This window comes from Pseudomonas sp. LS44 (genome assembly GCF_024730785.1).
Classification (GTDB): Bacteria; Pseudomonadota; Gammaproteobacteria; order Pseudomonadales; family Pseudomonadaceae; genus Aquipseudomonas.
The window spans coordinates 4,101,743-4,122,278 of sequence record NZ_CP102830.1 but is presented as its reverse complement, the minus strand read 5'-3'; the positions used below and the strand labels follow the sequence as shown (position 1 = coordinate 4,122,278).

At 64.6% G+C, this 20,536-nt stretch carries 16 protein-coding genes; 13 read left to right on the top strand and 3 right to left on the bottom strand.

Annotated elements, in window-relative coordinates; translation table 11 throughout:
- Positions 1-48: 48 nt before the first annotated feature.
- From NVV93_RS18515 to NVV93_RS18490, 6 genes are all read left to right on the top strand, one after another.
- Positions 49-1,299, top strand: coding sequence for a parallel beta-helix domain-containing protein (locus NVV93_RS18515; RefSeq protein WP_258252129.1), 1,251 nt, complete (start codon positions 49-51; stop codon positions 1,297-1,299).
- Positions 1,296-2,411 (top strand): SO2930 family diheme c-type cytochrome, encoded by a 1,116-nt coding sequence (locus NVV93_RS18510; protein ID WP_258252128.1) that lies wholly within the window; start codon positions 1,296-1,298, stop codon positions 2,409-2,411. The genes NVV93_RS18515 and NVV93_RS18510 overlap by 4 nt, the downstream gene beginning before the upstream one ends.
- Before the next feature lie 444 nt (positions 2,412-2,855).
- Positions 2,856-6,158, top strand: coding sequence for a DUF2126 domain-containing protein (locus tag NVV93_RS18505; RefSeq protein WP_258252127.1), 3,303 nt, complete (start codon positions 2,856-2,858; stop codon positions 6,156-6,158).
- A gap of 231 nt (positions 6,159-6,389) precedes the next feature.
- A complete protein-coding gene (locus tag NVV93_RS18500) occupies positions 6,390-8,888 on the top strand; it encodes a circularly permuted type 2 ATP-grasp protein (RefSeq protein WP_258252126.1) in 2,499 nt (832 codons plus the stop codon).
- A complete protein-coding gene (locus NVV93_RS18495) occupies positions 8,888-9,811 on the top strand; it encodes a transglutaminase family protein (protein ID WP_258252125.1) in 924 nt (307 codons plus the stop codon). The genes NVV93_RS18500 and NVV93_RS18495 overlap by 1 nt, the downstream gene beginning before the upstream one ends.
- Before the next feature lie 95 nt (positions 9,812-9,906).
- Positions 9,907-10,755 carry a mechanosensitive ion channel family protein gene (locus NVV93_RS18490; RefSeq protein ID WP_258252124.1) on the top strand — a complete coding sequence of 283 codons (849 nt, stop codon included), beginning with the start codon at positions 9,907-9,909 and terminating at the stop codon, positions 10,753-10,755.
- A gap of 171 nt (positions 10,756-10,926) precedes the next feature.
- On the opposite strand, the gene NVV93_RS18485 is transcribed toward NVV93_RS18490, so the two are convergent.
- Both NVV93_RS18485 and NVV93_RS18480 read right to left on the bottom strand, forming a co-directional pair.
- Positions 10,927-11,169 (bottom strand): DUF6868 family protein, encoded by a 243-nt coding sequence (locus NVV93_RS18485; protein WP_258252123.1) that lies wholly within the window; start codon positions 11,167-11,169, stop codon positions 10,927-10,929.
- Between the two features lie 68 nt (positions 11,170-11,237).
- Positions 11,238-11,825, bottom strand: coding sequence for a TIGR00730 family Rossman fold protein (locus NVV93_RS18480; RefSeq protein WP_258252122.1), 588 nt, complete (start codon positions 11,823-11,825; stop codon positions 11,238-11,240).
- A gap of 215 nt (positions 11,826-12,040) precedes the next feature.
- Here NVV93_RS18480 and azu point away from each other — a divergent pair, with 215 nt between their 5' ends.
- From azu to NVV93_RS18445, 7 genes are all read left to right on the top strand, one after another.
- Positions 12,041-12,490, top strand: coding sequence for an azurin (azu, locus tag NVV93_RS18475; RefSeq protein WP_258252121.1), 450 nt, complete (start codon positions 12,041-12,043; stop codon positions 12,488-12,490).
- Positions 12,491-12,593: 103 nt separating this feature from the next.
- Positions 12,594-13,346 (top strand): class I SAM-dependent methyltransferase, encoded by a 753-nt coding sequence (locus tag NVV93_RS18470; RefSeq protein ID WP_258252120.1) that lies wholly within the window; start codon positions 12,594-12,596, stop codon positions 13,344-13,346.
- A 447-nt stretch (positions 13,347-13,793) separates the two neighbouring features.
- Positions 13,794-14,915 (top strand): branched-chain amino acid ABC transporter substrate-binding protein, encoded by a 1,122-nt coding sequence (locus NVV93_RS18465; protein WP_258252119.1) that lies wholly within the window; start codon positions 13,794-13,796, stop codon positions 14,913-14,915.
- Between the two features lie 416 nt (positions 14,916-15,331).
- Entirely contained in the window at positions 15,332-16,246 is a 915-nt protein-coding gene (locus NVV93_RS18460) for a branched-chain amino acid ABC transporter permease LivH (RefSeq protein WP_258252118.1), read from the top strand.
- A 10-nt stretch (positions 16,247-16,256) separates the two neighbouring features.
- On the top strand, positions 16,257-17,537 hold the full coding sequence (gene livM, locus NVV93_RS18455; protein ID WP_258252117.1) for a high-affinity branched-chain amino acid ABC transporter permease LivM: 1,281 nt from the start codon (positions 16,257-16,259) through the stop codon (positions 17,535-17,537).
- Positions 17,534-18,406 carry an ABC transporter ATP-binding protein gene (locus NVV93_RS18450; protein WP_258252116.1) on the top strand — a complete coding sequence of 291 codons (873 nt, stop codon included), beginning with the start codon at positions 17,534-17,536 and terminating at the stop codon, positions 18,404-18,406. The genes livM and NVV93_RS18450 overlap by 4 nt, the downstream gene beginning before the upstream one ends.
- On the top strand, positions 18,403-19,119 hold the full coding sequence (locus tag NVV93_RS18445; protein ID WP_258252115.1) for an ABC transporter ATP-binding protein: 717 nt from the start codon (positions 18,403-18,405) through the stop codon (positions 19,117-19,119). The genes NVV93_RS18450 and NVV93_RS18445 overlap by 4 nt, the downstream gene beginning before the upstream one ends.
- 80 nt (positions 19,120-19,199) lie before the next feature.
- Here the strand turns inward: NVV93_RS18445 and NVV93_RS18440 are convergent, their stop codons facing one another.
- The gene (locus NVV93_RS18440) at positions 19,200-20,327 is read right to left on the bottom strand and encodes a hypothetical protein (RefSeq protein WP_258252114.1); all 1,128 of its coding nucleotides are present in this window, start codon (positions 20,325-20,327) and stop codon (positions 19,200-19,202) included.
- Between the last annotated feature and the right edge of the window lie 209 nt (positions 20,328-20,536).

Here is a 20,536-nt window from a genome sequence, read left to right as displayed (position 1 = left end):
TTTGGAACTATAGTGCCAAAATCATAACGATAAAGCTGGAGCCCCGTCATGCGTACTGCCGCCCTGACCCTGATTGCCCTGTCCGTATTGCTCGCTGCCTGCGGTGAAGACCAGCAGGCGCCGCCGCCTGCCACCACGCATGTCGACTTCCAGAAAGAGCTGCAGACCAAGCTGATCAAGGCCAAGGCTGGTGAGGTAATCGAGATTCCGGCCGGCACCTACCAGCTGGATCGCAGTCTGAGCCTCAAGGCCAACGGCGTGACCATCAAGGGCGCCGGGATGGACAAGACCATCCTCAACTTCAAGGGCCAGAAGAGCGGCGCCGAAGGCCTGCTGGTGTCCGCCTCGGACTTCACCATCGAGGGCCTGGCCTTGGAAGACACCAAGGGCGATGCGCTGAAAGTGGTCGGCGGCAAGAACATCGTGATTCGCAACGTGCGCACCGAGTGGACCAACGGCCCGGCCACCGAGAATGGCGCCTACGGCATCTACCCGGTGCAGACCGAGAACACCCTGATCGAGGGCGCGGTGGCGATCGGCGCGTCGGACGCCGGCATCTATGTCGGCCAGTCGCGCAACGTGGTGGTGCGCAACAGCCGCGCCGAGCGCAACGTCGCCGGCATCGAGATCGAGAACACCATCGGCGCCGACGTCTACGGCAACGTCGCCACCGGCAACACCGGCGGCATCCTGGTGTTCAACATGCCCAACCTGCAGCAGCCGGGGCATGGCACGCGGGTCTACAAGAACCAGATACAGGGCAACAATCACGACAACTTCGGCCACAAGGGCACCCCGGTGGCCAGCGTGCCAGCCGGCTCCGGCGTGGTGATCAACTCCAACGACCAGGTGGAAATCTTCGACAACGACATCGGCGAGCACAAAACCGCCAACCTGATCGTCAGCAGTTACTTCAGTACCGGCTACACCAACCTCTCCACCCAGGAGAACTTCGACCCCTATCCGGAAAGCATCTACATCTACGCCAACCGCTTCGGTCCGGGTGGCGACAGCCCGGACAATCTCGAGCTGAAGGCCCTGAAGCTGGCCAAATACGGCCTGTCCGGACGTCTGCCGGACATTCTCTGGGACGGCTACGTCAATCCGCAGAAGCTGGTCGACGGCAAGATGCCGGCGGATCTGGCGATCTGCATCGACAACGGCGAAGCAGGGGTGCTCAACGTCGACGCGGCGAATGGCTACAAGAACATCAGCACCGATATCAGCAGCCATCGCTGCAACCTGCCGAAACTGCCCGCCGTGCAACTGGCCTCGGCCGAGGAAGGGCAGGGCGCATGAGTCGACTGCTGGGACTCGGGTTGGCGCTGCTGCTCGCCGGATGTGGCAAGCAGGCGGCGCCGTTGTACCTGCCGGAGGGTGAGCAGTATCCGGAGAAGCTCAGCGACTGGCACGTGCTGGAGCAGAGTGGCGGCCACCTGAAGCCGGCCGCCGCAGTGCTGCCGTATGACCTCAACACCGCGCTGTTCACCGACTACGCGCACAAGCTGCGCACCCTGTGGATACCCGACGGCCAGGCGGCGGCCTACGGCGAGGAGCATTTCGACTTCCCAGTCGGCACGGTGCTGAGCAAGACCTTCTACTACCCCAAGAATGACCAGGGCCGGACGCTGCAAAGCGCCACTGACGACCGTGATCCGCAGCAGGGCCTCGAACTCAAGCACGTGCAGTTGATCGAGACGCGCATCCTGCTGAAACAGAAAGACGGCTGGGTCGCCTTGCCCTATGTGTGGGACGCCGAGCAGCGTGAGGCGACTCTGGAGTGGGCTGGTGCCAGCCAGGATTTGACCCTGCGCGACGCTCACGGCGCGACTTTGGCGGTGGATTATCAGGTGCCGGATGCCAACCAGTGCGCCGGTTGCCACGAAGAGCGGCATGGTCAGGGCATCAACCCGCTGGGGCCCAAGGCGCGCCATCTGAACAAGGATTTCGCCTATGCCGATGGCGTCGCCAACCAGCTGCAGCGCTGGCAGCAGCGCGGCTTTCTGGTCGGCCTGCCGGCCGGGCTGGCTGGGGTACCGCAGAATGCCCAGTGGGACCATCCGCGTGCCGGGGAGACCCTCGAGCAGCAGGCGCGCAGCTATCTGGACGCCAATTGCGCGCACTGCCATAACCCCAAGGGGCCGGCGCGCACCTCGGGCTTGATGCTCGATCCGGGCACCCCGACCAGCATCGCCAGTGGTCTGTGCAAACAGCCAGTGGCGGCGGGCAAGGGTTCGGGTGATCGGCTGGTGGATATTCATCCCGGTCAACCGGACGCCTCGGTGCTGATCTACCGGGTGGAAAGCACCGACCCCAGCGTGATGATGCCGGAGCTCGGCCGCTCGGTCGCGCACCGCGAGGGCGTGGAGCTGCTGGTGCGCTGGATCAGCAGCTTGGACGGCGGCTGCTAAGAAGGGCGGGGCAACCCGCCGCGGGTTTCACCCGCCCTATGTACCTGCTGAGCAGCATGTTGTAGGAGCGAATTCATTCGCGACCACCGACAGCCTGATCGCGAATGAATTCGCTCCTACAGGGTGGGCAGCCCAAGCGATCAGTGCTCCTCACCAGCTATTGCAAGCAGTGAAGTAGGCTCCTTTTCCAAAATTTTGCGTGAAACGAAGTAGGGCGGGTGCAACCCGCCGCGGATCTCACCCGCTACAGCCGGGCAACCTAGCGTTGCGCCTGCCCATACCCTGTCCTTGCGAACCATTTTCGTGCAGCGCCGGCCCACTTGAGCGGCGCTAGCCCCGTTCCAGTGCCCGCCTGCTGCGACGTAAGCCCGGAGCGGCTGCACCAGGTGCTGGCATAAGTCTTGCGCGGCTATGGTTCTCGCTCTGGCTCGCAGGAGGCTTGCTGTGTCCATTCATGTTGCGCTGCACCATGTCAGTCACTACCGCTATGACCGGGCAGTGACCCTCGGGCCGCAGGTCGTGCGCCTACGGCCGGCCCCGCACAGCCGTACGCGGATTCTCTCCTACACGCTGAACGTGTCGCCCGCCGAGCATTTCATCAACTGGCAGCAGGACCCGCAGGGCAACTACCTGGCGCGCCTGGTGTTCCCCGAGAAAACCCGCGAACTGAAGATTGAGGTCGATCTGGTCGCCGAGATGGCGGTGTTCAACCCGTTTGATTTCTTCCTCGAACCCTACGCCGAAAAAATTCCCTTCAGCTACACCGCCAGCGAACGCTTCGAGTTGGCCCCATATCTGGTCAAGCGTCCGGCCAAACCGGTGTTCGCCGAATACCTGGAAAAAATCGATCTGACGCCGACCCCCAGCGTGGATTTTTTGGTCGCCATCAACCAGCGCTTGGCGGCCGATATCGGTTACCTGATCCGTCTCGAACCCGGCGTGCAGACGCCCGAGGAAACCCTGGTCAAAGCCTCGGGATCATGCCGCGATTCGGCCTGGTTGCTGGTCCAGCTGTTTCGCCATCTGGGATTGGCCGCGCGCTTCGTCTCCGGCTATCTGATCCAGCTCAGCGCCGACGTGAAAGCCCTCGACGGCCCATCCGGCACCGACGTGGACTTCACCGACCTGCACGCCTGGTGCGAGGTGTACTTGCCCGGCGCTGGCTGGATCGGCCTCGACCCCACCAGCGGGCTGTTCGCCGGCGAAGGCCATATTCCGCTGGCCTGCAGTCCGGAACCGTCGTCGGCGGCACCGATCAGCGGCGCGGTGGAGCAGAGCGAGTGCGCGTTCGTCCACGAGATGCGCGTCGAGCGGATCTGGGAGGCGCCGCGCGTCACCAAGCCGTATAGCGAGGAGCAGTGGCAGGCCATCGTCGACCTCGGCGAGCGCATCGACGCCGAACTGGAGAAGGGCGACGTGCGCCTGACCATGGGCGGCGAACCGACCTTCGTGTCCATCGATCACCCCGATGATCCGGAGTGGCACACCGACGCGCTGGGGCCGAACAAGCGCCAACTGGCCGGTGAACTGTTCCATCGCCTGCGCGCGCACTATGCGCTGCACGCCCTGATGCATTTTGGCCAAGGCAAGTGGTATCCCGGCGAGCAATTGCCGCGCTGGTCGCTGAACTGTTTCTGGCGCCAGGACGGCGAACCGATCTGGCACGATCCGGCGCTGTATGCCGACGAAAGCCGCTACTATGGCGCCGACGCGCGCCTCGCTGGACGCTTTCTCAGCACCCTGGCCGGGCACCTGGGCCTCGACGGCGAGCCGGTCTTTCCCGCCTACGAGGACTGGTTGTATTACCTGTGGCGCGAGCGCCGCCTGCCGGCCAATGTCAGCCCGGACGATCCGCGACTCGCCGATCCGCTGGAGCGCGAGCGGTTGCGCAAGGTGTTCTGCCGCGGCCTCGGCGAAGTGGTCGGGCACATCCTGCCGCTCAAGCGCAGCGACGATGGCCGGCACTGGCAGAGCGGCCAGTGGTTCTTGCGCGACGAGCACTGCCGGCTGATTCCTGGCGATTCGCCGCTTGGCTATCGCCTGCCGCTGGACTCGCAGCCGTGGGTCAGCGCTGCCGACTATCCCTACGTGCAGGCGCCGGATCCGAACCAGAACTTCCCCAGTTTGCCGGCGCGCCAGCAGCTCGAGCGCCATCTGCGCACCCCGCTATTTCCCTCGCGGGCGCGCGACGCGGTGGCGCCGCCGGCCGCGCCCAAACCCTTCGAGTCGGCGGCCAACGTCGTGCGCACCGCGCTGTGCGCCGAACCGCGCGATGGCCGCCTGTATCTGTTCATGCCGCCGCTGGCCGAGCTGGAGGATTATTTGGCGCTGGTCGCCGCCATCGAGGCGACCGCCGCCGAACTGCGCTGCCCGGTGCTCCTGGAAGGCTACGAGCCGCCGAGCGATCCGCGCCTGCGCAACTTCCGGGTAACCCCGGACCCCGGCGTCATCGAGGTCAATATCCAGCCTTCGACCACTTGGGGCGAGTTGGTCGAGCGCACCGAGTTCCTCTATGCGGCGGCGCGGCTGACCCGCCTGGCCAATGAAAAATTCATGCTCGACGGCCGCCACACCGGTACCGGCGGCGGCAACCATTTTGTCCTCGGCGGCGCCACGCCGGGCGACTCGCCGTTCCTGCGGCGGCCCGATCTGCTGCGCAGCCTGATCAGCTACTGGCACAACCACCCGTCGCTGTCCTACCTGTTTTCCGGGTTGTTCATCGGCCCGACCTCGCAGGCGCCACGCGTCGACGAGGCGCGTAACGATGCGTTGTACGAGCTGGAAGTCGCCTTCGCACAAATGCCCGAGCCGGGCCGCGAATGCCCGCCCTGGCTGGTCGACCGCCTGCTACGCAACCTGCTGGTGGACATCACCGGCAACACCCACCGCGCCGAGTTCTGCATCGACAAACTGTACTCGCCGGATTCCGCCAGCGGGCGCCTCGGCCTACTCGAACTGCGCGCCTTCGAAATGCCGCCGCATGCGCAGATGAGCCTGGCTCAGCAGTTATTGCTGCGCGCGCTGGTGGCGCGCTTCTGGAAGCAGCCCTATGCGCCGGCCAAGCTGGTGCGCTGGGGCACCGAACTGCATGACCGCTTCCTCCTGCCGCATTTCGTCGAGCAGGATTTTGCCGATGTGCTGGAAGAATTGCAGGCCGCCGGTTATTCGCTGCGCGGCGACTGGTTCGCGCCGCATTTCGAGTTCCGCTTTCCGAAAATCGGCGACTACCAGGTCAAGGGCATCGCCCTCGAATTGCGTCAGGCGCTGGAGCCTTGGCATGTGCTCGGCGAGGAAGGCAGCGCCGGCGGCACCGTGCGCTATGTCGACGCTTCGCTGGAGCGCCTCGAAGTGCGCCTCAACGGCCTGGCGCCGGATCGCTATCAACTGACCTGCAATGGCCGGCCGGTGCCGCTGCAGCCGACCGGCAAGGTCGGCGAGTTCGTCGCCGGTGTACGTTATCGCGCTTGGCAGCCGGCCAATTGTTTGCAGCCGACGATTGGCGTGCATGCGCCGCTGACCTTCGACCTGCTCGATACCTGGATGCAGCGCTCGCTGGGCGGCTGTCAGTACCACGTCGCCCATCCGGGTGGGCGCAACTACGAAACCCTGCCGGTGAATGCCTACGAGGCGGAGAGCCGGCGGCTGGCGCGCTTCTTCCGAATCGGCCATAGCCCGGGACCGCTGGCGCAGGTGGCGGCGATCGGCAATGCTGAGTTGCCGATGACCCTGGATTTGCGTCGCGGGTAGCGTGCGGTGCTGCCGGAGGCGCAGCTCAATCCGCGTAAAGCACGAAATCAGAGCCACACACGGACTGCTCCCTCTCCCACTGGTGGGAGAGGGCTGGGGAGAGGGCAGTGGCTGCCGCCTTACCCTCTCCCCCGGCCCCTCTCGACTAGGCGTCCCCCCGTAAACGGGAGAGGGGAGGAAAAAACTGCCAATAACCAGAGATACCGCTGCCATCCGACTGCCGAGTAACCGATGTCCGACCTGCTAGCCAATTACCCGCTGCACCGCGCCGCCTACCACGAGTTGCTGTCCCGCGACGGTCAGGTGCGACCGCATTGGCAACGCCTGTATGAGCAGCTGAAACGCAGCAGCGCCGCGCAGTTGCGCCAGCGCCAGGCGTTGTTGGCGCGGCAGATCCAGGAAAACGGCGTGACCTACAACGTCTATGCCGACCCTAAGGGCAGCGACCGGCCGTGGCAGCTGGATTTGCTGCCCAATGTGCTGTCCGCCGAGGAATGGCAGCCGATCGCCGCCGGCGTGGCGCAGCGTGCGCAGCTGCTCAACCGCGTGCTGGCCGACATCTACGGCGAACAACGCCTGCTCGGCGCCGGCCTGCTGCCCAGCGAGCTGATCTACGGCCACACCAATTTCCTCTGGCCCTGCCAAGGCGTGGCACCGCCCGGCGGCGTGTTCCTGCACAGCTACGCGGTGGATCTGGTGCGTGGCGTCGATGGCCGTTGGCAGGTGCTCGCCGATCGCACCCAGGCGCCGTCCGGTGCCGGCTACGCGCTGGAGAACCGGCAGATAGTCTCGCGGGCCTTTCCCGAGCTGTACCGCGACCTGCGCGTGCAGTACCTGGCCGGCTACTTCCGCACCCTGCAGGAAACCCTGATCCGCCAGGCGCCGAGCGACGGCGAGACACCGCTGGTGGTGCTGCTGACCCCGGGGCGCTTCAACGAAACCTATTTCGAACACTTGTACCTGGCCCGCCAGCTCGGCTTTCCGCTGGTCGAAGGCCACGACCTGACGGTGCGCGACGACACCCTGTACCTCAAGACCCTCGGTGGTCTGCAGCGCGTGCATGCGGTGCTGCGCCGCCTCGACGACGACTTCTGCGATCCCTTGGAGCTGCGCACCGACTCGGCCCTCGGCGTGGCTGGCTTGCTCGCCGTGGTGCGCCGCGGCCGCGTGCTGGTGGCCAATGCGCTGGGCAGCGGGGTACTCGAATCGCCCGGTCTGCTCGGCTTTCTGCCGCGCATCAACGAGCATTTGTTCGGCGAGCCACTGCTGCTGCCGTCGCTGGATACCAGCTGGTGCGGCGCGCCGGGTGCGCTGGCCGCGACCCTCGAGGACTTGCCGCACCGGGTGATCAAGCCGGCGTTTCTGTCGCAGAGTTTCGAGCCGCAGTTCGGTCCTGCGCAGGATGCCGCGGGCTTGGCGGCGCTCGCCAAACGCCTGCAGGAGCGTCCGCAAGCCTACGTGTCGCAAGCCCTGGCGCAGCTCTCGCAAGCGCCGATCTGGCAGCCCAGCGCGCAGGGTGGCGAATTGCACGCGCGCGCCATCGGTATGCGCGTGTTCGCCGTGGCCACCGCCGACGGCGGTTACTGGGTGATGCCCGGCGGGCTGACGCGGGTGGCAGCCGAGGCCGAGGCCACTGTAGTGTCGATGCAGCGTGGCGGGGCGAGCAAGGACACCTGGGTGCTCGCCGAGCGCGCGGTGCATGGCGAGCCGCTGCGCCCGCGCAACCTCGGCGTGGCCGACCTGATTCGCCAGGACCCGTATCTGCCCTCGCGGGTGGTGGAAAACCTGTTCTGGTTCGGCCGCTATTGCGAGCGCTGCGACGATGGCGCGCGGCTGTTGCGCGTGGTGCTGTCGCGCTACGTGGATGCCGATGGCGACGAACGTGCGCTGCGCTCGGCCTTGCAGCTCGGCGACCGCCTCGGCTTGCTGCCCGAAAACGACGCGCCGCTGGATGGACGGCTGCTCGCCGCGCTGCTCAGTGACGATTGGCCGTTCAGCCTGCGCGCCAACCTGCGCCGGCTGCACTGGGCGGCGGCGCAAGTGCGCGGGCGCTTGTCGCGGGAGAATTGGCATGCGGTGCTGGAGTTGCAGCGCGACGCCCAGCAGCTCGACCCGGCGCGCACCGATCTCGGCGAAGCGCTGGATTTTCTCGGCCGCCTGTTGATGTCGCTGGCGGCGCTGTCCGGCTTCGCGTTGGACGACATGACCCGCGATGAGGGCTGGCGCTTTCTGATGATTGGTCGGCGTATCGAGCGCGTGCGGTTCTTTGCTGACAGCCTCGCCGGCTTCCTGCGCGGCGGCTCTGCCTGGCATGCCGGCAGCCTGGAATGGCTGCTGGAACTGGGCAACAGCACCATCACCTATCGCTCGCGCTACTTGGCCGCGCCGCAGCTGATTCCGGTGCTCGATCTGTTGCTGCTGCACGACCAGAATCCGCACGCGTTGTGCTTTCAGTTGCAGGCGTTGGAGCGCTCGCTAGGGCGTCTGCACAAAGATTCCGGCGCGCCGCCGGAGCTGCAGCTCAGCGGCCTGATCGGCCGCCTGCTGGACTTCGATCTCGGTGCGTTGGAAAACCCACTATTCGGCGCCGCGAGCATCGACGAAGTGCTCGCCGGCCTGGCCGGTTTGCTCGAGGAAGTCGCCGCGACGGTCGGCCAGCTGTCCGACCGCCTGGGCCTGCGCTACTTTGCCCATGTCGACGATATCAGCCAGCAAACGGTGTCCGCCTGATGCGCCCGCCCGCGCCTGCGACCGCCGTGCGTTACGAGGTGTTTCATGACACCCACTACCGCTATGCCGCGCCGGTGTCGCTGGCCCATCAACTCGCCCATCTGTGGCCCCGCGACTGCGTCTGGCAGCGACGCCTGGCACAGAGTCTGGAGATCACCCCAAGCCCGACGCAGCGCAGCGATGGCCTGGACGTGTTCGGCAACCCGCTGACCCGCCTTGCGTTCGAGCGCCCGCACGACGAGTTGCGGGTCAGCGCGCGTCTGCATGTCGAAGTGCTCGCCCATGCGCCCAGCGTGCTCGCCAACTCGCCGGCCTGGGACGCGGTGGCGGCCAGTCTGCGCTTCAGCGGCGAGCCATTCAGCGCCGAGCGGCTGGAGCTGTGCCGCTATCGCGTCGAGTCGCCGTACGTGCGCATCAAGCGTCAGTTCAGTACGTTTTCGACCGGCTGCTTTGCGCCCGGCCGACCCCTGCTGGAGGCGGTGGCGGCGCTGATGGCGAAGATCTACGGCGAATTCGCCTTCGATGCCGAGGCGACCCACGTCGCCACGCCGCTCACCGAAGTGCTCGAGCGGCGGCGCGGCGTCTGCCAGGATTTCGCCCACCTGATGCTCGCCTGTCTGCGCTCGCACGGCCTCGCCGCGCGTTACGTGAGTGGCTATCTGCTGACCCAGCCGCCGCCCGGCCAGCCGCGACTGACCGGCGCCGACGCCTCGCACGCCTGGGTGTCGGTGTATTGCCCGCGGCATGGCTGGGTGGACTTCGATCCGACCAACAATGTGCTGCCCGATCTGGAACACATCACCTTGGCCTGGGGCCGCGACTTTTCCGATGTGTCGCCGCTACGCGGGGTGATTCTCGGCGGCGGCAGCCATGATCCGGATGTCCGCGTGACGGTCCTGCCACTGGTCGAAATCGCGCTCTAGACCGATAGTTTCAGGCGCGTGTGCGCGCCGCGCTGGCGGGCTGGGTGGGCCGTGCTAGCGTGTTGAGGTCGATCCCTCATTAAGCGAGCCACATCATGGATGAAACAACCATCGTTAACGTCGGTACCGAGAAGTTCAACGCCCTGCTGGCGATGGCGCAGCAGTACGGCGCCGCGTTCGTCGTGAAAGTCCTCACCGCCGTGGCCTTCTGGGTCATCGGCCGCTGGCTGATCGGTTTCGCGGTCGGCATGGTGCAGAAATCCCTCGGCCGTCAGAAGGTCGACCCCACCGTGCTGCGCTATGTCGGCTCGGTGATCACCGTGACCCTGAACATCATTCTGGTGATCGGCATCCTCGGTTACCTCGGCGTGCAGACCACCACCTTCGCCGCGTTGATCGCCGCGGTCGGTCTGGCCATCGGTATGGCCTGGTCGGGGCTGCTGGCCAACCTGGCGGCCGGTGCGTTCATCATCGTGCTGCGGCCGTTCAAGGTCGGCGATTTCATCTGCGCTGGCGGCGTCACCGGTACGGTCACTGAAATCGGCCTGTTCGTCACCGCGATCAACACGCCGGACAACGTGCTGACCCTGGTGGGCAACAACAAGATATTCTCCGACAACATCCAGAACTTCACCCACAACCCATTCCGCCGCGTCGATCTGCACACCCAGCTGTCCGGGGCGGCGGACTATAAGGCGGCGATCGTCCTGCTCAAGGAGCGGATTGCCGCGGTGCCTAACGTGCTGGCCGAGCCGTCGGTGGACGTGGAAATCCTCGAGTTCAACCTGGTTGGTCCGGTGTTGGCGGTGCGCCCGTATTGCCACAACGATCACTATTGGCAGGTGTATTTCGACACCAACCGGATCCTCAAGGACGCCCTCGCCGAAGCCGGCTTCCCGGCGCCAATGCCGGCTTCGACGGTGATCATGCAGTCTCCCGCCTAACACTCTGTAAGCGCTGATCGCCGCGCTCCCTCTCCCCCGGCCCCTCTCCCATACATGGGCGAGGGGTGACGTTTTGCTCAGGCTCGGTGTTTGAACACACACCGCTCAGTACCCTCTCCCATTTATGGGAGAGGGCGGCGCTCCCCGAATGCAAGCTGACAATCGAGCGCCTCAGCGGGCCAGGCACAACGCCAGCAGCGGGGTCAGATTGAACAGCAGTACGCCGATCTTGTAGATCGCCATGCCGCCGTAGTGCAGGGCGTCGAAGCTTTCCGTCGAGAGCCGGAACCAGCGGCCATGCAGGCGGTACAGCCAGTCGTGGGCGCCGCGAAACACGGCGAACCAGGTCAGCAATACCGCGTAGTTGATGCCCAGGCTCCACAACAGAAAGTGCTGGATCAGCTCAACGTTCATCTTCGGCCCTCGCGACGGTGGTCCTGGCAGTGTAGGAGGTGGCGCTGGGCCAGCCTCGGTCCAGATGGTCAGCCCGGTTGGCGGTCGACCCATTTCGGCGCCACGGTCGGCTGCCAGTTTTCCAGTTGCTCGATCAGTGCCGCCGGCGATTCGTCGATCTGCAGCATCTCGCGGTGCGGCAGTCGGACGAAGCGCTCCTCGACCAGGTGATCAAGGAAACCCGTGAGCTTGGCGTAGAAGCCGTCGACCTCGAGCAGGCCGAGCGGTTTGGCGTGGTAGCCGAGTTGGCCCCAGGTCCAGACTTCGAACAACTCCTCAAGGGTACCGAGGCCCCCGGGCAGAGCGATGAAGGCGTCGGATAGCTCGGCCATGCGCGCTTTGCGGGCGTGCATGCCGCTGACCACTTCCAGGCGGGTCAGGCCCGGATGGCCGATTTCGGCGTCTTTGAGGCTCTGCGGGATGATTCCGATCACCTCACCACCGGCGGCCAGCGCGGCGTCGGCGACGATGCCCATCAAGCCGACCGCACCACCGCCGTAGACCAGGCGAATGCCACGCTCGGCCAGATGGCGCCCAAGTGCCTCGGCGGCTTCACGATAAAGGGGTTTGGCGCCGGTGCTGGCGCCGCAGAACACGCAAATCGTACGCAGGGACATCGTCTTCTCCGCAGGTGAATAAGCGCTACAGGGTACCTGCGGATGAAAGGTCAGGGCGACCTTCTACTTTGGTCGTGCGGCCTTTTGCCTCGCCTGACGGGGAACTCGCCTGTGTTAATAACGTCTTCCTAGAACTGCCGAGCTAGAGGTGCGGCGGTTCCCACCGGCCTTCGGGCCGTCAGGGCAATGTTGCCCATCCTGCCAAGGAGTTCGTCATGTTCCGCAAGCTTGCTGTTGCATCCGTCCTGGCTCTGGCCAGCGTCCAGGTGTTCGCCGCCGATTGTGCGGTGACGGTGAATTCCACCGATCAGATGACCTTCGATACCCAAGACATCAAGATCAGTAAGAGCTGCAAGAGTTTCACGGTCAATCTCACCCACGACGGCAAGTTGGCGAAGAACGTCATGGGCCATAACTGGGTGCTGACCAAGGCCGCCGACATGCAGCCGGTCGCCACCGACGGCATGGGCGCCGGGCTCGATAAGGACTACCTGAAGCCGGACGACGCGCGAGTGATCGCCCACACCAAAATCATCGGCGGCGGCGAGAAAGATTCGGTGAGCTTCGATCTCAGCAAGCTCAGCGCGGGCGAGCAATACATGTTCTTCTGCTCGTTCCCCGGGCATGTGGCGATGATGAAAGGCACCGTCACCCTGGTGGACTGACGCCGGCCTTTGTAGGGTGGATGTCGCTTTGTACATCCACCGGCTTGTCGGTGGATGATCAGGCGCTGGAGCGCCATTCACCCTACAAAAGCGGGCCGTTGCCATGTCCGATAATCGCCAACTGTTCTCGCGCCAAGCCGATGCCTATCGGGCCTTCCGCCCGACCTATGACCCCGAGTTGTTCGCCTGGCTCGCCGCGCAGGCACCAGGGCGTGGCTTGGCGTGGGACTGCGCGTGCGGCTCCGGCCAGGCGACTGTCGATCTGGCTGGGTATTTCCAGCAGGTGGTGGCCAGCGATATTAGCCAAGCACAACTCGATCAGGCGCCCGCTCTGGGCAACGTCGAGTACCGTTGCGAGTCCGCCGAAGGCAGTTCGCTGGCGCCGGCTAGCGTCGATCTGACCCTGGTCGCCCAGGCGCTGCACTGGTTCGATGTCGAGGCCTTTTATGCCGAAGTGCGCAGCGTCTCGCGGCCCGGTGCGCTGCTGGCGGTGCTGTCGTACAACCTGCTGCAGATCGATGCGCCGCTCGATGCGTTGGTCAATCATCTCTATCACGACATCCTCGGCGACTACTGGGCGGGCGGGCGTAGGCATGTGGAGAACGGCTATGCGGATTTACCCTTCCCGTTTCGCCGGGTTACGGTGCCGGCGTTCGACTTGCAGGCGCGTTGGACTCTGGCGCATCTGATCGGCTACCTGCAGAGCTGGTCGGCGCTCGCCGCCTACCGCGCGGCCGAGGGCGTCGACCCGCTCGAGCGCCTGCACGCGCAGCTCGCTAGCGCTTGGGGCGATGCCGAGCAGGTGCGCACAGTACGTTGGCCGTTGATGATTAATCTGGGCGTAGTCGAAGGGTAATCCCTGCCAGTAGCCCGGATGCAATCCGGGAAAAACGGCCAGAAATGGCGTTTGCGCAGAACCCTTCCCGGATTGCATCCGGGCTACGTTGCTGGGTTGCGCGCGTATTTCCAAGCCATCCATTTCCCGCCTTAGCCGAAAGTCGCAGTCCGCCTGGGATGCCCTGCGCAGATACCTTCCCAGTGCGCCCGTCCCGCGGCTGCGCACCAGTCGCGTGCAAAGCGCGGGGCGCTGGCTATTGTTACTACACGTTCGCGCCTGTCCCGCTCGTGGCGGCGGTTGCGGTTCGAGCGGCGATCCCTACGACAAGACAGCAAGGAGGCCATCGACATTCTGGTGAGTTATCCCGAATAAAAACTGCATGGCACGTCCCTTGCTCGTGTCCATCGCTGAAAAGCTGATCAAACAACAACTTGCAGCAAACCCCACCTCAGGAGCACAACTTCCATGTCGCAGACGATTTTCAGAAAGGGTTTTCTGGCGCTCGCCGTCACCGCCGCATTCGGCGTTTCTTCACTGGCGCAGGCGGATGTGGTGATCGGTGTGGCCGGTCCGCACACCGGTGCCAACGCCACCTTTGGCGAGCAGTACTGGCGCGGCGCGACCCAGGCTGCCGAGGACATCAACGCCGCCGGTGGGGTCAACGGCGAGAAGATCAAACTGGTCAAGGCCGACGACGCCTGCGAGCCGAAGCAAGCCGTGGCGGTGGCCAACCGGCTGATCGATCAGGACAAAGCGGTCGGCGTGGTCGGGCACTTCTGCTCGTCTTCGACAATTCCCGCGTCGGAGGTGTACGACGAGGCCGGGATCATCGCCATCACCCCCGGCTCGACCAACCCGGCGGTTACCGAGCGCGGCTTGAACGGCATGCTCCGCATGTGCGGACGTGACGATCAGCAGGGCATCGTCGCCGGCGACTACATCACCAACACACTTAAGGCCAAGAAGGTCGCGGTGATCCACGACAAGGACACCTACGGCCAAGGCCTGGCTGATGCGACCAAGGCGCAGCTGGCCAAGAATGGCGTCGAGGCGGTGCTGTATGAAGGCCTGACCCGTGGCGAGAAAGACTTCAACGCGCTGGTCACCAAGATCCGCGCCGCCGGTACCGAAGTGGTGTATTTCGGTGGCTGCCACCCTGAGGCGGGTCCGCTGGTGCGGCAAATGCGCGAACAGGGGGTGACCGCGACCTTTATTTCCGGCGACTGCGTAGTGACCGACGAATTCGTCACCACTGCCGGTGGCCCGCAATACACCAAGGGCGTGCTGATGACGTTCGGCGCCGACCCGCGGCTGATTGCCGACGGCAAGGCGGTGATCGATAAATTCCGCGCCGGTGGCTTCGAGCCGGAGGGCTACACCCTGTATGCCTACGCCTCCGTGCAAACTCTCGCCGCCGCCTTCAACGGCGCGAAAAGTACCGATGGCGCCAAGGCCAGCGAATGGCTGAAGGCCCACCCGGTCAGCACCGTGATGGGCAAGAAGGAGTTCGATGCCAAGGGCGACCTGAAAGTCTCCGACTATGTGATGTATGAGTGGGACGACAAGGGTAAATACCACCAGCAGTAAGAACCTGCTTGCGATCTCGCGAGATCGTAAACAGGGTCTATTGATCCGGCCTTTTGATGTTTTGATTTTCGTAGGGTGGGTTAGGCCGCAGGCCGTAACCCACCGGCCGGCCGCAGGATGCCTGCCGAGATCCATGGCGGGTTACGCCGCTACGCGGCTAACCCGCCCTACGACTGCGGAGTGCCGGCTGAAAGTTCAAACTTCAGCGGGCCTGATCAATAAGAGCGACACGCTGACTGGCCGGCCAGACGTTCCACGCGTCTGGTCGGTCGGTGTATGTCGGGGCACTGCTGAAGTCCGTTTCACCTCGCCGGGCAGTCCGCTGCCGGTGTCGTTCAGTTCAGTAGTACCCGTCTGATTTCAACTCGCGGTCCGGTCATCCCCATGGCCGGTTGCCCAAAAGACGAGACTGAGTCATGGACGGTATTTTCCTCCAGCAATTGATCAACGGCCTGACTCTCGGTTCGGTGTACGGCCTGATCGCCATCGGCTACACCATGGTTTACGGCATCATCGGCATGATCAACTTCGCCCACGGCGAGGTGTACATGATCTCCGCCTACCTGGCCGCGATCGGTCTGGCGGTGCTGGCCTTCTTCGGAGTCGCCTCGTTTCCGCTGCTGATTCTCGGCACGCTGGTTTTCACCATCTTCATTACCGGCATGTACGGCTGGGTGATCGAACGCATCGCCTACCGGCCGCTGCGCAACTCCACCCGCCTGGCGCCACTGATCAGCGCCATCGGCATGTCGCTGATCCTGCAGAACTACGTGCAACTCAGCCAGGGCGCCCGCCAGCAGGGCGTGCCGACGCTGCTCGATGGGGCGCTGAAGTTCCATATTGGTGAAGGCTGGGTGCAGCTCACCTACACCAAGCTGTTCATCCTCATCGCCGCGTTCATCGGCATGGCCGTGCTCACCTACGTGATCCACTACACCAAGCTGGGGCGCATGTGCCGGGCCACCCAACAGGACCGCAAGATGGCCTCGATTCTCGGCATCAACACCGACCGGGTGATTTCCTACGTATTCGTCATGGGTGCCTCGATGGCGGCGCTGGCCGGCGTGCTGATCACCATGAACTACGGCACCTTCGACTTCACCGCCGGCTTCGTCATCGGCATCAAGGCCTTCACCGCGGCAGTGCTCGGCGGAATCGGTTCGCTGCCGGGGGCGATGCTCGGCGGGATCATTCTGGGCATCGCCGAGGCGCAGTTCTCGGGCATGGTCAACACCGACTACAAGGACGTATTCAGCTTCTCGTTGCTGGTGCTGATCCTGGTATTCCGACCCCAGGGCCTACTCGGCCGCCCGCTGATTGCCAAGGTGTAAGGGGCTGAGCATGACTGCCAAAACGACTTCCCTCGACCTCAAGCGCAGCCTGATCGATGCCGTCCTCGCCGGCCTGATCGCGCTGATCGTGTTCGGCCCGATCATCGGCGTGGTCCTCGACGGCTACAGCTTCAACCTGCAACCGCAGCGCCTGGCCTGGATCGTCGGCGCGGTGATGGCCGGGCGCTTCCTGTTCAGCCTGTTCCTGCACAGCGGCGTGGGGCGCAAGCTGCTTGCCGGCTTCGAAACCAGCGGCTCCGGCGTGCATGTGCGGGCGCCGGGCTACCAGAGCCAGTTGCGCTGGATCATCCCGCTGATTCTGCTGCTGGCGCTGATCTTCCCGTTCTTCGCCAACAAATACCTGCTCACCGTGGTGATTCTCGGGCTGATCTACGTGCTGCTCGGCCTCGGCCTGAACATCGTGGTCGGCCTCGCCGGCCTGCTCGATCTGGGCTACGTGGCGTTCTACGCGATCGGCGCCTACGGCCTGGCGCTCGGTTATCACTACCTCGGCTTGGGCTTCTGGAGCGTGCTGCCGCTGTCGGCACTCCTGGCGGCGCTGGCTGGAGCGATATTGGGCTTCCCGGTGTTGCGCATGCATGGCGATTACCTGGCCATCGTCACCCTCGGCTTCGGCGAGATCATCCGCCTGATTCTGAACAACTGGCTGAGCTTCACCGGCGGCCCGAACGGCATGTCGGTGCCGTCGCCGAGCTTCTTCGGCCTGGAATTCACCCGCCGCGCCAAAGACGGCGGCGTGCCGTTCCACGAGTTTTTCGGCCTCAGCTACAACCCCAATATCAAGTTCCTGTTTATCTACATCGTGCTGTTTCTGGTGGTACTGGTGGTCCTCTACCTCAAGCACCGGCTGACCAAGATGCCGGTCGGCCGCGCCTGGGAAGCCCTGCGCGAAGATGAAGTAGCGTGTCGCTCGCTGGGCCTCAATCACGTGCTGGTCAAGCTCTCGGCGTTTACCCTCGGCGCCTCCACTGCCGGCCTGGCCGGGGTGTTTTTCGCCACCTACCAGGGCTTCGTCAACCCGTCGTCGTTCACCTTCTTCGAGTCGGCGCTGATCCTCGCCATCGTCGTGCTCGGCGGCATGGGCTCGACGGTTGGCGTGGTGATCGCCGCGTTCGTCCTCACCGTGGCGCCGGAGCTGCTGCGCACCTTCGCCGACTACCGGGTGCTGCTATTCGGTGTGCTGATGGTGGCGATGATGATTTGGCGGCCGCGCGGCCTGATCCGCATCAGCCGCAGCGGCTTCGCGCCGCGCAAGGGGGTGGCGCCATGAGCGACATGATCCTGCGCGTCGAACACCTGATGATGCATTTCGGCGGCATCAAGGCGCTCAACGACGTCAATCTGGAAGTCGAGCGCGGCTCGATCACCGCGCTGATCGGCCCCAACGGCGCCGGCAAAACCACGGTGTTCAACTGCCTGACCGGCTTCTACAAGGCCAGCGGCGGGAGCATCCTGCTGGACGCCCAGGGCAAGTCCACCGATGTGATCAAGGTGCTCGGCCAGCCGTTTCGCGCCAGTGATTTCGTCAATCCGGCGCGGTTCGTCAGCCGCCTGCGCTACAAGATGTTCGGCGGTACCCACCTGGTCAATCGAGCCGGTCTGGCGCGCACTTTCCAGAACATCCGCCTGTTCCGCGAAATGTCCGTGGTGGAGAACCTGCTGGTCGCCCAGCACATGTTCGTCAACCGCAGCCTGTTCGCCGGCGTGCTCAACACGCCGGGCTATCGGCGAGCGGAAAATGATGCGCTCGATCACGCCTTCTACTGGCTGGAAGTGGTCGATCTGGCGGAGTCCGCCAATCGCCTGGCCGGCGAGCTGTCCTACGGTCAGCAGCGGCGTTTGGAGATCGCCCGGGCGATGTGCACGCGGCCGGAGCTGATCTGCCTGGACGAGCCGGCTGCCGGCCTCAACCCGATGGAGACCCAGGCGCTGTCGCGGATCGTCCGCTACCTGCGCGACCACCACGGCATCACCGTGCTACTGATCGAGCACGACATGGGCATGGTGATGAATATCTCCGACCACATCATCGTCCTCGACCACGGCGATGTGATCGCCCGTGGCGCGCCCGAGGCAATTCGCCATGACGAAAAAGTCATCGCTGCCTACCTGGGTGCCGACGAAGAGGAGCTGGTATGACGGCGGCGTTGCTGGAGTTCCGTGAAGTCGATGTGTACTACGGGCCGATCCAGGCGCTGAAAAAGGTCTCCCTGCACATCGACGAAGGCGAGACGGTGGCGCTGATCGGCGCCAACGGCGCGGGCAAGTCGACGTTGTTGATGTCGATCTTCGGTCAGCCGCGCGCCGAGGAGGGGCAGATTCTCCTGCGCGGCACGGATATCACCCACAAGTCTTCGCACTTCGTCGCCTCCAGCGGTGTGGCGCAATCGCCGGAAGGGCGGCGAGTGTTCCCCGACATGAGCGTCGAGGAAAACCTGCTGATGGGCACCATTCCGATCGGCATGCAGCATGTGCAGGAAGACATGCAGCGCATGTTCGAGCTGTTTCCGGTGCTCAAGGAACGGCGCAACCAGCGGGCCATGACCATGTCTGGCGGCGAGCAACAGATGCTCGCCATCGCCCGCGCGCTGATGAGCCGCCCGCAACTGCTGCTGCTTGACGAACCGTCGTTGGGCCTGGCGCCGCTGGTGGTGCGGCAAATCTTCCAGACCCTGCGCGAGCTGGCGCAAAGCGGCATGACCATCTTCCTGGTCGAGCAGAACGCCAACCATGCGCTGAAACTCTCCGACCGCGGCTACGTGATGGTCAACGGCGAAATCCGCCTGAGCGGCACCGGCCAGGAACTGCTCGGCAACCAGGATGTGCGCAACGCGTATCTGGGCGGGCACTGACGCTGCGGTCATGCGCGAAGGCGCGCGAGGGGGAGGCCGGGCCGGCGGCAAGCGCCGGCCCAGGGTGGTGCGGTTGCCGGTCAGAACAGGAAGGTCGGAATCACCGGGACGAAGATGAGGCGGAAGTTCCAGCGGCTGCCCAACTGGTCTTCCGGGTGGATCGCCGAGTACTGGACTTCCGCGCCCAGGCGCACGGGCAGCTGGCCGAACTTGTACAGCCGGGAGATGCCTAGGCCGACCGGGAAGGTGACCTTGTTGTCGCTGGTGGCCTTCCAGTTGACGGTGACGTTCGGCGTCATGCCGACCCGCCACTGGGCGTCGCCGGGGATCGAGTGGACGATGAAGTACTGGATGTTGGTCAGGCTGACATCGTCGCGGTCGTCATCGCCGGCCACCGACCACCAGTGCTGCGGGAATACCCCGAAGGTCCAGTCCGTGCCCAGGTAGGCGGCCACGGCGCTCGGGCCGACGGAATACTTGCCTTGGCCGAGCACATCGTATTCGGCGGTGGGGAACAGCGCGGTGCCGCCCACGCCCCACACCACCTTGGCGCCGTTGGCGAGCTTGATTGGTGCCTTGGGCGAGGCGATGCCGACATAGCCCAGGTCACCCATGCCATGCGTGCGGTCGTAGGGGTTTTCCAGCAGACCCGGCAGTTCCGGGGAGTGGATGATGGTGTCCGGCCCCATGCCGGCGAGGTCGCCAAAATCCTTGTTCACCGGCGCATCGGTGTAGGAGATGGGAATCCGGTGGATCAGGTTCCAGTCCTCGCCCAGCTCGGTCGGGAAGGTCGGTATGAAGCTGTATTTGCCCATGTAGTGGGTGCCGTTGCTGTTCGGCCCCTTCAGTGCGGTGTAGTCGAACTGGTTTTGGAGGATCACCAGGTTGCCGACCGGGTTGTCCATCAGCTTGCCGATCTGCGCCTGGGATGGCTGGCAGCCGGCCTTGACCAGCTCGTGCAGGTCGATGTCGAAGTCGTTCTGCATGCGTGCGCACTTGTCGGATGCAGCGGGGTTCGCTGCCGCGTTGCCGTTCGCATCGTTCTGCGCCAGTTGCAGCTCGTGGCGGTAGCCGTTCTGGACGGTGTTGCCAAAGGGCAGATCCGCTTCAACTGGTCGCGTCGCTTGCTGCGGGCTTTGGGCGGCGCCGGCCAGGCTGGCGCAAGTCAGCATGCTCACGCCAAGGGTGAGCCCTAGGTAACGCTTCATCATCCATTCTCCATCTGCCTTTGCCCGCGCGGCCTTGGGCGGCGGGGCGGTTATCCGTTACGGGTGTGGCGTCCGATGCCTCGGCGAGGCTGAAACGCGGTACAACAGCTAGTGAGCCATTCCCCCTGACTCAGTGGCAGCTCTACTGCCGCCATTGTCGTGGGGAGTGTAGAGCGTTGTGGCGCAGTGGGTAGTCGAGGTGGCGACTT

Coding starts and splice junctions, on each gene's coding strand:
- NVV93_RS18515 (WP_258252129.1), top strand. CDS start 49: ATGCGTACTGCCGCCCTGACCCTGATTGCCCTGTCCGTATTGCTCGCT.
- NVV93_RS18510 (WP_258252128.1), top strand. CDS start 1,296: ATGAGTCGACTGCTGGGACTCGGGTTGGCGCTGCTGCTCGCCGGATGT.
- NVV93_RS18500 (WP_258252126.1), top strand. CDS start 6,390: ATGTCCGACCTGCTAGCCAATTACCCGCTGCACCGCGCCGCCTACCAC.
- NVV93_RS18495 (WP_258252125.1), top strand. CDS start 8,888: ATGCGCCCGCCCGCGCCTGCGACCGCCGTGCGTTACGAGGTGTTTCAT.
- NVV93_RS18490 (WP_258252124.1), top strand. CDS start 9,907: ATGGATGAAACAACCATCGTTAACGTCGGTACCGAGAAGTTCAACGCC.
- NVV93_RS18485 (WP_258252123.1), bottom strand. CDS start 11,169: ATGAACGTTGAGCTGATCCAGCACTTTCTGTTGTGGAGCCTGGGCATC.
- NVV93_RS18480 (WP_258252122.1), bottom strand. CDS start 11,825: ATGTCCCTGCGTACGATTTGCGTGTTCTGCGGCGCCAGCACCGGCGCC.
- azu (WP_258252121.1), top strand. CDS start 12,041: ATGTTCCGCAAGCTTGCTGTTGCATCCGTCCTGGCTCTGGCCAGCGTC.
- NVV93_RS18470 (WP_258252120.1), top strand. CDS start 12,594: ATGTCCGATAATCGCCAACTGTTCTCGCGCCAAGCCGATGCCTATCGG.
- NVV93_RS18465 (WP_258252119.1), top strand. CDS start 13,794: ATGTCGCAGACGATTTTCAGAAAGGGTTTTCTGGCGCTCGCCGTCACC.
- NVV93_RS18460 (WP_258252118.1), top strand. CDS start 15,332: ATGGACGGTATTTTCCTCCAGCAATTGATCAACGGCCTGACTCTCGGT.
- livM (WP_258252117.1), top strand. CDS start 16,257: ATGACTGCCAAAACGACTTCCCTCGACCTCAAGCGCAGCCTGATCGAT.
- NVV93_RS18450 (WP_258252116.1), top strand. CDS start 17,534: ATGAGCGACATGATCCTGCGCGTCGAACACCTGATGATGCATTTCGGC.
- NVV93_RS18445 (WP_258252115.1), top strand. CDS start 18,403: ATGACGGCGGCGTTGCTGGAGTTCCGTGAAGTCGATGTGTACTACGGG.
- NVV93_RS18440 (WP_258252114.1), bottom strand. CDS start 20,327: ATGAAGCGTTACCTAGGGCTCACCCTTGGCGTGAGCATGCTGACTTGC.